This window comes from Nodularia sp. LEGE 04288 (assembly GCF_963896525.1).
Taxonomy (GTDB): domain Bacteria; phylum Cyanobacteriota; class Cyanobacteriia; order Cyanobacteriales; family Nostocaceae; genus Nodularia.
The window spans coordinates 1-11,166 of the sequence record NZ_CAWQOY010000028.1 but is presented as its reverse complement, the minus strand read 5'-3'; the positions used below and the strand labels follow the sequence as shown (position 1 = coordinate 11,166).

Annotated in this window: 9 protein-coding genes and 2 pseudogenes; 6 read left to right on the top strand and 5 right to left on the bottom strand. The window is 40.2% G+C overall.

The features are described 5' to 3' along the window. Nucleotides 1-48: 48 nt before the first annotated feature. Nucleotides 49-843 carry a RodZ domain-containing protein gene (locus AACX33_RS02550; RefSeq protein ID WP_194000445.1) on the bottom strand — a complete coding sequence of 265 codons (795 nt, stop codon included), beginning with the start codon at nucleotides 841-843 and terminating at the stop codon, nucleotides 49-51. A gap of 209 nt (nucleotides 844-1,052) precedes the next feature. Between AACX33_RS02550 and AACX33_RS02545 the strand changes: the two genes are divergently transcribed. The 3 genes from AACX33_RS02545 to AACX33_RS02535 all read left to right on the top strand — a co-directional run bounded on the left by AACX33_RS02545 (nucleotide 1,053) and on the right by AACX33_RS02535 (nucleotide 4,219). Further along, nucleotides 1,053-1,913, top strand: a complete 861-nt coding sequence (locus AACX33_RS02545; RefSeq protein ID WP_194000443.1) for an alpha/beta hydrolase — start codon at nucleotides 1,053-1,055, stop codon at nucleotides 1,911-1,913. Between the two features lie 342 nt (nucleotides 1,914-2,255). After that, the gene (locus tag AACX33_RS02540) at nucleotides 2,256-3,287 is read left to right on the top strand and encodes a helix-turn-helix domain-containing protein (protein ID WP_194000441.1); all 1,032 of its coding nucleotides are present in this window, start codon (nucleotides 2,256-2,258) and stop codon (nucleotides 3,285-3,287) included. A gap of 155 nt (nucleotides 3,288-3,442) precedes the next feature. Further along, nucleotides 3,443-4,219, top strand: a complete 777-nt coding sequence (locus AACX33_RS02535) for a glucosamine-6-phosphate deaminase (protein ID WP_194000439.1) — start codon at nucleotides 3,443-3,445, stop codon at nucleotides 4,217-4,219. Between the two features lie 51 nt (nucleotides 4,220-4,270). Here the strand turns inward: AACX33_RS02535 and AACX33_RS02530 are convergent, their stop codons facing one another. From AACX33_RS02530 to AACX33_RS02520, 3 genes are all read right to left on the bottom strand, one after another. Beyond that, complete coding sequence (locus AACX33_RS02530) at nucleotides 4,271-4,477, bottom strand: hypothetical protein (RefSeq protein ID WP_194000437.1); 207 nt, start codon at nucleotides 4,475-4,477, stop codon at nucleotides 4,271-4,273. Nucleotides 4,478-4,929: 452 nt separating this feature from the next. Then, nucleotides 4,930-6,681: a beta-carotene ketolase CrtO gene (gene crtO / locus AACX33_RS02525; protein WP_265338687.1), complete on the bottom strand. Its 1,752-nt coding sequence runs from the start codon at nucleotides 6,679-6,681 to the stop codon at nucleotides 4,930-4,932. Nucleotides 6,682-6,793: 112 nt separating this feature from the next. Further along, the gene (locus AACX33_RS02520) at nucleotides 6,794-7,561 is read right to left on the bottom strand and encodes an LmeA family phospholipid-binding protein (protein WP_194000433.1); all 768 of its coding nucleotides are present in this window, start codon (nucleotides 7,559-7,561) and stop codon (nucleotides 6,794-6,796) included. Between the two features lie 452 nt (nucleotides 7,562-8,013). Between AACX33_RS02520 and AACX33_RS02515 the strand changes: the two genes are divergently transcribed. The 3 genes and pseudogenes from AACX33_RS02515 to AACX33_RS02505 all read left to right on the top strand — a co-directional run. After that, nucleotides 8,014-10,218 carry a phosphoketolase gene (locus AACX33_RS02515; protein WP_194000431.1) on the top strand — a complete coding sequence of 735 codons (2,205 nt, stop codon included), beginning with the start codon at nucleotides 8,014-8,016 and terminating at the stop codon, nucleotides 10,216-10,218. 92 nt (nucleotides 10,219-10,310) lie between these two features. Then, complete coding sequence (locus AACX33_RS02510) at nucleotides 10,311-10,700, top strand: GxxExxY protein (protein WP_194000429.1); 390 nt, start codon at nucleotides 10,311-10,313, stop codon at nucleotides 10,698-10,700. A 62-nt stretch (nucleotides 10,701-10,762) separates the two neighbouring features. Continuing rightward, nucleotides 10,763-11,026: pseudogene (locus AACX33_RS02505) on the top strand (GIY-YIG nuclease family protein); the annotation flags it as partial. A gap of 27 nt (nucleotides 11,027-11,053) precedes the next feature. Here AACX33_RS02505 and AACX33_RS26440 read toward each other — a convergent pair. Continuing rightward, a pseudogene (locus AACX33_RS26440) lies at nucleotides 11,054-11,166 on the bottom strand (IS982 family transposase); the annotation flags it as partial.

The following is an 11,166-nucleotide window of genomic DNA, read 5'->3' as shown; positions in this document are numbered from 1 at the left end:
CCCCCGATCCTCTTCTCCCCTGCACCCTTTCCTCTTCCTAGTAATCCCTTATTGTGTGTTGGTTTCTGGAGTGAATGTCACTTCTTTTACATCACCATCATCTCCGAAAGGTTTTACTGGTTGCTGATTAACAGAAATCAATACAGCACCTGCATTCCCAGAGCGGATAGTTAAGTTTTCTTTTGCTTTCCAAGTTCTGCGTTCTCCCTTGTTTAAATTGCCCATAAATGCAGTTTTTCCATCTACGGTTACTTGTAACCAGGATTCATTTTGAAGTTCTAAATTCACTTCAACATTGGAACTTGCAGTACTTTGATCTGCCGGTGCTGTATCTGGTTTTTCTGTCGCTGAAGGTATACTTAATGGTGCTGTCTTTATTTGTGGAGTAGGTACGGTATTTTGTGGTTTGGCTGGAGATTCGGCTGTGAGTCGGGAATTGAGGAAATAAATCAGTCCCACAGAAGCCAGTACTGATAAGAGAGCATAGGGGACAAAAGCAGGTATGTGTATATCTGGTCGTTTGTGTATATCTGGTAATTCTTCTAAATTTTCAGTTTCATTTTGAGAGAATTGAGCAAAATCATTAATTATGATCAAGGTATTTGCTAAAGCCTGACCATCCAAGCCGAGGGCTTCACCATAACGACGGATAAATCCTTGAACGTAAATAGGTTCAGGTAATATTTCAAAGTCCCCTGCGTCTAAAGCTTGCAATAAATGTAGTCGGATATTTGTTTGAATAGCTATTTTTTCTATAGTTATGGATTTTTCTTGTCTGACTCGCAGTAATTGTTGAGTTATTTCCTGCAATTGTTCTGTTTGCGCTTCATTTAAGACCGTCACAATCTTCTCCTACTAATCAACAATCTTTACTATATCAAAGTGATCCTACTTAAGTGCGTAAATGTTTTTACTATGTAAAAGGATTGGCTGAGTTTAAGTCTCATGGTCAAGTCCTCAACCTGAGTTTATTAACAAATATTTATTTTGTTTATAAATTTTTGTTAAAGTATAAATCTTAGTACTTAAATTTAAACAAACCGCAATTTTCAATGCAATTGTGTTTCAAGCTACTACTGACGGTAGAAATATTTGTCGTCATTGTCTATTTTGCCATCTGTTTACTGCTTTTTGTGAAGCAGCATCAGTTTATTTTCTTTCCCTCTAGTGTCATTGAAAGAACACCAGAGTTTTTTAATCTTCCATACGAGGATGTCTGGCTACCTGTAAAACTTAGGGATGGTCAGACAAAACTTATACATGGTTGGTGGATTAAATCTCCGCAACCAGATGCTGATGTATTGCTGTATCTGCATGGTAACGCTATCAATGTGAGTGCTAACATTGGTCATGCTAATCGGTTTCATCAACTAGGATTTTCTGTGCTACTAATCGATTATCGCGGCTATGGTCGCAGTCAAGGTTACTTTCCGAACGAAAAGCGGGTTTATCAGGATGCAGCCGTAGCGTGGAATTACTTAGTACAAAAGCAACAGATTCCACCAGAGAAAATTTTTATTTATGGACATTCTATGGGGGGTGCGATCGCCATTGATTTGGCCATCAAACAGCCAGAAGCCGCCGGCTTGATTGTGGAAAGCTCCTTTACCTCTATCGAGGATATGGTAGCTTACAGGAACTTGTTTCGGATTTTTCCAGTCAGTTTGCTTTTGACCCAGCGCTTTGAATCGATTAAAAAAGTACCGCAGTTAAAAATGCCAGTGTTATTCATTCATGGTAGTGCTGATACAACTGTGCCATCTTTTATGAGTCAAAAACTTTATCATGCTGCTCCCGAACCGAAAAAACTGTTTTTGGTACCAGCAGCAGACCATAATGATACAGCTATTGTGGCTGGTGACGAATATGTTACATGGATCAGGTCTTTTGTCCAACGAGTCAAACAATTTTAGATTTTGGATTTTAGATTTTAGATTTTGGTTAGCGCAGTGAGCATTTTGGATTTTGGATTGACCCCATAGATAAATCTAGGGGCTAGTACCGCAAGGCGGAAGTCAAAAGTCAAAAGTCAAAAGTAAAAAAGCTTATAAAATGGGCTTTTCATGGATTTTGAATGGTCTGTTTATTTACGCCGTGTTGTACTAGTACCATTCAAGAACTATTGGTCAAATCTGACAATTTTTTGGTAAAAATTAGATATTTAATCCAGAATAATCCGGATATTAAACGACAGAAAGCGAGAAATTATACAGATATAACCACTTTTTGTTTGAATATCAGGAGCAACTTTGATCATGAATATGACACCTGTGCATTTGTCCAGTATTTCTGGAAATCCTAGGATCAAATTTTCTGACGATGAATTGCGATCGCTATTAGGTGAAATTGAAGCTGAACTTCATAGCAGCAAAGTTTATCTTCGTGCTATGGTTACATTACAAAATTTGCTGGGGGCTTCAGGAGAACCAGTCAAGATTTTGTTAAAAGCTGTGGGTAGGGAGGCTATTAGTTTGGCATTCCAGCAATTCGCACAACAAGAAGAAATTACAGAAACTCAGACTGTTTCACCCATTATTGAACCTGACACAGCTAGTGATTCATCACCTATAAAAGTAGCAGCGCAAACCAGCAGCGCACATATTAATGAAGATAACCTATTATCAGAATCCACTGTAAATTCAGACAAAAGTGGAGAAATAAACTCTCCCAGTGCAATAATTAGCAAGTGGTTTAAGCCGAACAAAAAACCTTCCCCTGCTGAACTAGCCCAGCAAAGAGCCGCCGACGAACGTAGAGAAATTATGTGCAGAATCGGTCAACAACTCAAAGCAGCTCGTGAGTCTAAAGGCCTTTCTCTGTGCCAACTTAATATTTACACTCATGTCCCAATTTATCAGATGGAAGCAATAGAAAATAGCAATTTTAATTCATTACCAGAAGATAGTTTGCTACGTGGATTTATTCGAGCTATGGGGAATAGTTTGGGACTCAATGGCGTAAACTTAGCTGCTTCTTTACCAGCAAGTCAAGGGCTGCAATCAATTGTACCTTCTTGGCATCATTCGACAAAATCTTCTGGGGGATTGGGAATCGATATTCGTCCCATACATCTGTATGTAGGGTATACAGCCCTTGTGGCTGGGGCTATGGGGGGGTTATCCTTAACTTCTGGGCAAGCAAATAATGGCAGGGTGCTGAATACAGATATGGTAACTTCCCCGGCTTCGTCTGTTTCCAAATCATCCCCGATATCGGAATTATGCGTTAAATCAGGGCGCAATTCTAGTAGTGTTGCTTCAGATATTGCTCCGCCAGAATCTTTCTAATCTGATTCTATCAAAAGACATCTCCAGAAAAGAATGTAGAGACGTTCCATGAAACGTCTTTACACCTAAATGCATACTTGGTTTCAGCAACGCCTGGAAATCTATACTGAAGAAAGAATGTTAGTGCATTATTGTCCAATATTCCATGTAAGCAAATGCTAGGTGCGACAAACTGTTTTCGTGTTGATGATTTATTGGTGCAGATTTACAACTCTGAAGATGAAATGGCAAACAAAGTTGCCGAAATCGCCCAACAGTATTTACAGCAAGTGCTTCTGCAACAGGAAACAGCAGCTGTACTGTTAGCAACAGGAAACTCCCAACTCAAATTTCTGGATGCTTTAATCAGGTTGGGTGGTGTAGATTGGTCGCGGATGATATTATTTCATTTAGATGAATATTTGGGCATGACGGCTGATCATTCTGCGAGTTTCCGGCGATATATGCAAGAACGTGTAGAGCAGCGGGTTTGTCCCCAGCAATTTCATTATATACAAGGTGATGCATTGGAACCTCTAGCAGAGTGCGATCGCTACACCAAACTATTGCAAGCCCAGCCAATTGATTTATGCTGTCTTGGTGTGGGTGAAAACGGACACTTGGCTTTTAACGATCCCACAGTCGCCAATTTTGAAGATGCTTACAGCGTCAAACTGGTCAAACTAGATACAGCCAATCGCCAGCAACAAGTGAATACAGGTCATTTCCCTAATATTGATAGTGTTCCCCAGTACGCTTTTACCGTGACTTTGCCTTTAATTTGTTCAGCCCAAAAAATTATTTGTCTAGCACCAGAAAAACGTAAAGCCCAGGTAGTAAAACAGATGCTAAAAGGGTCAATTAACATAAATTGCCCAGCATCTATTTTACGTCAACAATCGCAAGCAACGTTATTTTTAGATGTCAATTCTGCCAGTTTATCCCTCCCTTAATCCCCATCTCCGGCTCCCTCGCCTTAATTAGGAGAGGGTTGGGGTGAGGTTCTATGGCATTGGTTTATGACCGAGTTTGAAGTGAGATAAACAAGCTTCTAAATAGGTACAGTCTTCACACTTGAGTTCCTTTCCCGGATTTGCACAGCCACAGGGAGGATTGATAAAACATTCAGCAGAATTTTTGGGTGTGGAATATTTTTTCAAAATATAATAGGAAGTAGCTTCTTTGAGACAAAAAAGAATATCTTGCACCATAAATACGACTAGCACAAATTTATTAGAGGGATGAATAATGATACTTTGTTGACCGTTCAACGCTTATATAAAGTTGAAACCACACACTTATTCTGTGGACAATATAGATATTAGGGGCTTCCAAGGAATAAAACCCCAATTAATTTCTAGGGTTGGTTAAGGACATTAGGATAATGGTGGGTTACGCTGCGCTAATCCACCCTACAATTTTTGGATAATTTTTTATTTTTTGGTGTTCCCTTATTCTTTGCATATTCTTATTGTCTATCCTCTAGTAAATAAAAACCTCATACTTTGATGGGTTTTCTTTTAGACCAAGGTAGTATTTTATTTTCGGTAAATTTAATACTTTGGATATAGAATTTAACCAGAAATGCAGTTCCCCTCCTCGCTTGCACTGGAGGGGTTAGGGGTGGGGTCGAAATAATATGCAGCCTCACAAATAATTGGTATTACCCAATTCCAAATACCGAACCTACAGCTGATTTAAATGAATCCCTGGCATCCTTCAAACTTTGAGCTACAGGATGTTTTGTTTGCAAAAATACCCGCGCACAATTACGTCCTGGCATTCCTGAAATTGACCCACCTGGATGAGTTCCCGCACCAGTCAAAAAGAGGTTATCGATAGGTGTTTTGTAGTTAGCTAATTCTGGTAAAGGACGGAAAAATACCATCTGATCTAATGTCATATCAATATGATAGTAATTCCCTTTGTAAGCACCTAACCTTTCGCCTAATTCGGCTGGACTTTCCACACGACGGGCAATAGTTGCTGCTTTGACATTTGGTGCATAGTTAGCCAATTTATCAATTACTTTGTCTGCAACTTGGTTTTTTAGTTCATCTGTCCAACCAGTACCTTTTAAACCAGTACCTTCTGCACCTGCTATTTGATAAGGAGCAAAAAACTCAATCCATAAAGTATGTTTACCTGGTGGTGCTAATGTGGGGTCAAGGGCGCTAGGCATCACCGCATACATGGAAGGGTTAGCATCGGGAATCTCTCCCAGGGTACATTTACTATGAGCCTGTTCAACGTGAGCCATTGAATCTGCAATTAAAATAGATCCAGTGAGATACTCATCTTTGTGGTCGTGGTGGGGAAAATGCAGAGGTTCGTCTAAAGCCAAGTCTATTTTCAGGATGGTTTCGTTATTATTAATGATGCGACGTTCTAACCTTTCTCGTAAATCAGGATCAGCATCATCTACTTCACTGGGATCTATTAGTTGTAAAAATAGCCGTTTAGCATCAATGTTGGAAATAACGCCATATTTAGCGCGATATTCTTGACCACCCGCAACCCCGACACCAACAGCTTTACCGTTATCAATTAATACTTTTTCTACTTGTTGGTCTGTTAAAATTATGCCACCTTTACTGCTAACTAATTTCACCAATGCTTGAACTAACGCCCCAGTTCCGCCACGAGGTCTAGTCATACCGGGGTTATGACGCATAGCCATCATCATCACACCAATAGCCAGGTTTTTTTGGGAAGGTGGCGCACCGAGTTCTGAAGCCAGTCGAGAAAGTGGGGCTTTTAAGAATTCTTCATCAAACCATTCGTCCAGAATATCCTCCGCACTATTCAGCATGGTGCGAACAAAGTCTAAGGTTTTCGCTGTGGAACCGATTACCGAAAATAAGTCTTTGAATTTTTGAACATTGTAGTTACCAAAAATATCTATAAATGATTTTGGGGGCGCGTTAAACATCGGAACCATTGCACTGATTGCCCTTTGCCAGTAATCTATAAACTCTGCATATTTTTTAGCATCGCGTTCATTGTAACTAGCGATTTCTGCACAAGTTTTTTCGACTGATTTGTGCGCTAAAAAATACTTTCCATCAGGATGGGGACAAAAAACAACTGGATCACAATCTAAATATTCTAAGCCATATTTTTCTAATTCTAATTCTTCCACAACTGGCCCCAAATGAATAAATTCGTGGTCAATTGCACACAGGTTAAATTTAAATCCAGGTGCTTCTTTGGGTAAGCATTCTTCGGTTGTTGCTGCACCACCGGGAACAGAACGCTTTTCTAGTAGCAGGACGCTATAGCCAGCTTTCAGCAAATAAGCTGCACAAACTAGCCCGTTATGTCCTGCGCCAATAATAACAACATCATACTCTTGCATATTTTTAATTTGGGAATATACTAATAGACTATTATTATAAAATAACTTTCGGCGCATCTACATACAGAATTATTATCAGCATGAATTAACCACAGATGTGGACAGGTCTTAGCTGACCACAGGGGACAGAGATAAATTAGGATCTCAGTAGATGAAAAAAGCCATATAACTACTGAAGCTGATTAATAAACTCCATTTGTGATGCCGATATTTGCTTGACATTAGCTTCGATGATTAGGATTAAACTGTCCTGTTCAATTTGCATATTTAGAATCCGAAATGCTATATCTTCCCAATTCAAAAAAGGTTGATTTGCTAGTTCTTTGATTTTATGCATGAATGCTAAAATTAGCTCTACAGAAATTCCTTCTCCTTCAGTACAGGTGACACTTTCTAATAATATGGGATGGGAATTAGTCCGGGGGCGAAAAGTCACCGTAACTCCTAACAAACGCGGATTTTCCGGTGATTTTAGCAGACCTGTGGCATTAAACCCGATTTTGCCATCCCCAGGTAAAAATATATCAATATGTTGCGGCTCAAAATTGATAATTTCGCCATTTACATTTAAAGGAAAGTTTTTTATTAAGTTACGAATTAGGTCTGATGTGAAGGCGAGGTTAATATCTGTTTTTGTGAGTACAATCCGCGCAATGGCATTTACTGGTTCATTCAGTTCAATTTGACCGAAAATAGCACTTAAAGGATTTATGGCAATATTATCTGTTTGCAGTTTTATTTCCTGCACCCGGATATTTTCTTGTATTATTAATCCTTCACCTGCAAGGGAAATTGTCTCGGCTTGTCCCTGAACAATTTTCAACACATCAGTTTGGACATTTATATCAATTTTTTCGGCTGCATCTAGTTTCTCAGATACTCTTCGTTTTGCTTCATGTGATACAAACTCTGCTTCTAAGGGTTGGTTGTTTGTCATGAAGTTTTGCGCTCCTAAGTTCTATATACTAATGGTTACTTTAAACTCTGGACACTCCGAAATGTATCTACAGTAAGATATATGCAAATATGAGTATATTAGAAGACGGTAAACAGTAATTTTAAAGTCAGGACTTGAAATGTAAATATATCGCAATCTTTGGCTGCTGAAATGAAGAGATGAATTTATCGGGCTACGCCCCGTTCCACTAACACGCAGAGGCGCGGAGAGTCAGAGTTTGAGCTTAAATTGCTGAGAGTGGGAGTATAAAGTCTTTGTGGTTTAAACCAGTATGATTACTTAGTCTAATTAGTTCCTTACTAAACAACTATTTAAACTGCTTATCCTCACCTTGTGAAAATGCAATAAGTTCTGACCACCTCAAAGATGTAAAATTTTTGTTAAATTCATCAAGCATCTTCAGTTTGCCCTCTTTTTATAAGGTTCTCAGCATGACATCAAAAGCATCTTCTGCGCTGCCTAATTTTTGTGAAGGAATTCAATATTTTGGTGAGGCGCTACCAAATTTTGCCACTTATGGTACGACACCTGCAATAGATTCAGGCAAAAAAGCGATCGCAGATCCTACAGATCCCACAGCAGTCTATCAAACTTTACTTGCTGCCGATGCTCTCCGCTACCTGACACTGCAAGTTACAGCTAGTAAGGCATCTGGACATCCTGGTGGTTTTGCCAGTCAAGCAGAAGCTTATGCAGCCCTAGTGATGCTGGGTCATAAGAATATTATCACCGAAGTGGGACACCATGCCCCTGGATTCTATAGTGCCATGTTTTTGGATCGTTCCTTGGAAGACATGGGCATTTCTACAGTACAGCAATTGCGCGATCGCTTCCGAGAAAAGCACGGACTCTTAGGACACCTTTCCGGTTTCATTCCTGGTATTCTCGCACCGGCTGGACCTCTAGGACAAGGACAACACTTTGCTATGTCCGCCGCCTTGCTGCATCAAGATAAATTATTCCCCTTTACTGTGGGTGATGGTGGATTGGGTGAGCCTTATATTGTGAGTGCGATCGCACACTTTAACACAGCATATCCCAGCGTCACCAACTTCTTACCTGTCATGGTGTGGAATGGTTACAGCCAAGAACATCATAGTATGGTTTCCCTCAAAACCAACGCCGAAATGAAAGCCTACTGGCAAGGAAACGGTTTTGCGGAAGTCGTATTAGTCGATGCGAAAGACTTTGACGACCAAAACCAACCAGGGGATTATGTAGATAGTACCGTCTTTTCCTTCGAGCAGCGCCTAGCCTTCACCAAAGCCGTACTTTTGGGAATCGATAAAGCCGCCCATTCTGCGATGAATGGACAGTTGACGGTATTCATTATTAAACAACTCAAAGGCGCAGGAGTTCACGCCCTGGGTTCCCAATCTCACAACCTCTATCCGAAAGATACCCTAGATGCGCCGCACATTATCAGTGCATTAAAAACCCGTGCTTTATCAGTAGAAGCTTGGGAATTAGTCCGCACAAATGCCGAACGCGCCGGAGGAGGTCCCGCAGCCAAAACAGTAGTTACAGAATTTGAATTACCATTAGTAGATTTAGGACAATTACCCTTAGAAGAATATACAGTAGGTGGAGATCCCAAAGTTGCCACAACCGTAATGGGTAAATTAGTGGGATATGTGGGTAAAAAAGATAGTAACTTCTTAGTCACCAACGCCGACGGAAACGCCGCATCAGGAATTGGTAACATTAATGAAGCATTAAAAATCATTCACCCCACCACCGATGAAACCTATCATCAAGCACCAAACGGACAAGTTTATGAACCATTGAGTGAAGATGCTTGTGCAGGTTTAGCGGCTGGTTTAGCCTTAATGGGTGCGAGAACATTATGGTGTTCTTATGAATCTTTTGCCATCAACGGTGTACCAATTTGGCAAACAGTCATCCAAGCAATGGCAGAATTGCGCCGTCAAACACCTTCGAGCATAACCTTATTTACAGCCGGTGCATTAGAGCAAGGGCGCAACGGTTGGACACACCAACGCCCGGAAATTGAAGCTTACTTTGCGTCACTGATGCGGAATGGAAATGTCTTCCCATTATTTCCCCCTGATGCTAATAGTATCCAAGGCTGTTATGACTGGGCTTTGCAAACAAAGAATAAGGGAATTGTGATTACAGCGAGTAAGTCACCCTTACCAATTCGCACTACCTTAGAACAAACTCGTCAAGGGTTAGAAGATGGTGCAATCTTATTACAAGAAGTTGCAGGTGATAAACAAGTTGTGTTTGCAGTCATTGGCGATATGACATTAATTCCTGTGTTTGAAGCGGCGGCTTTCTTAGAAACTGAAGGTATTGGAGTGAAGATTATTTCTATTATCAATCCTCGCCGTTTGTATCGTCCTGAAGATACTGCTTGGGAAACTTGTTCAGAAGCCGATGGTGGTTTTATGGATGATGCCAAATTTGCCGAATTGTTTGATGGAAGTGCCTTAATTGGTGTAACTGGTGGTGCTGCGGCGATGCTGGAACCAATTATGTTACGCAGTAATTGCAAGCGTGATACTTTCGCCTGGAAGCGTGGGGAAACTACCGCCAGTGCGGGAGAGTTGATGGCGTTTAATGGCTTGACTGCTGAGGCGTTGACTAAGCGGGCTATTGAGTTAGTGCATTAATTAGAACGCAGATGTACGCAGATGAACGCGGATAATTTGGCGTTTGGTTGCGTACATTTGCTGGTTTTATATGATATGGAGGGGGAACGCAGATGAACGCTGATGGACGCAGATTGGAGTTGAATAGGATTAGCGAGAAGGTTATTGGGTGTGCTTTTCAAGTGGGTAATACTTTGGGGGTTGGTTTTTTGGAGGCGGTTTATGAAAATGCGCTGGTGCATGAGTTACGGAAAACTACTTTGTTGGTTGAGCAACAAAAAATGATAGAAGTTTGGTATTACGGTATCGTTGTGGGCAACTACAGGGCTGATTTATTGGTAGAGGAAGCTATTATTGTGGAGTTAAAGGCAGTAACAGCACTAGATAATAGGCATTTTGCCCAATGTATGAACTATCTGAAAGCAACTGGACTTACTCTATGTCTATTAATTAATTTTGGTAATCCCAAAGTAGAAATAAAGCGTGTTGTCCGTAATTTCTAAACCCATCTGCGTTCATCCGCGTTCATCTGCGTTCCTTTGAATTAGCCATTTCTTATGATCGAATGAATTTAGAAAACATCAAAGTATCTGAACTACCATCAGTTTATTTACTAGACAAAAATATTCTTCCTAATTGTGCAGCTATCTACTTTGTATCTGAAAGTAAAGGTCAAATTATTTATATAGGTAGAACAGTCAACTTAGTTCAGCGATGGAAAGACCATCATAGATTTAATCAACTAAAAAGATTTAATCGGAAAAATAAACTTAATATTAGTTGGTTCACTTGTAGCCCTGATACAGAAATCATCTCAAATCTCGAAAATGAGTTTATTAAGTACGCCTTATGTGAATTAAGGCAGAGGATGCTGTTCAAAAGTAAGAACGTCAATACCAAAACGAAGACGCAGAAAAATACGTAAAGTATGACTGGTGATTTTAGCAGCAACATGGACGCAGATACCAT

Bases quoted from the DNA above. Each gene is read 5' to 3' on its own strand.
- AACX33_RS02545 (WP_194000443.1), top strand. From the start codon at position 1,053: ATGCAATTGTGTTTCAAGCTACTACTGACGGTAGAAATATTTGTCGTC.
- AACX33_RS02540 (WP_194000441.1), top strand. From the start codon at position 2,256: ATGAATATGACACCTGTGCATTTGTCCAGTATTTCTGGAAATCCTAGG.
- AACX33_RS02535 (WP_194000439.1), top strand. From the start codon at position 3,443: ATGCTAGGTGCGACAAACTGTTTTCGTGTTGATGATTTATTGGTGCAG.
- AACX33_RS02530 (WP_194000437.1), bottom strand. From the start codon at position 4,477: ATGGTGCAAGATATTCTTTTTTGTCTCAAAGAAGCTACTTCCTATTAT.
- crtO (WP_265338687.1), bottom strand. From the start codon at position 6,681: ATGCGCCGAAAGTTATTTTATAATAATAGTCTATTAGTATATTCCCAA.
- AACX33_RS02520 (WP_194000433.1), bottom strand. From the start codon at position 7,561: ATGACAAACAACCAACCCTTAGAAGCAGAGTTTGTATCACATGAAGCA.
- AACX33_RS02515 (WP_194000431.1), top strand. From the start codon at position 8,014: ATGACATCAAAAGCATCTTCTGCGCTGCCTAATTTTTGTGAAGGAATT.
- AACX33_RS02510 (WP_194000429.1), top strand. From the start codon at position 10,311: ATGAACGCTGATGGACGCAGATTGGAGTTGAATAGGATTAGCGAGAAG.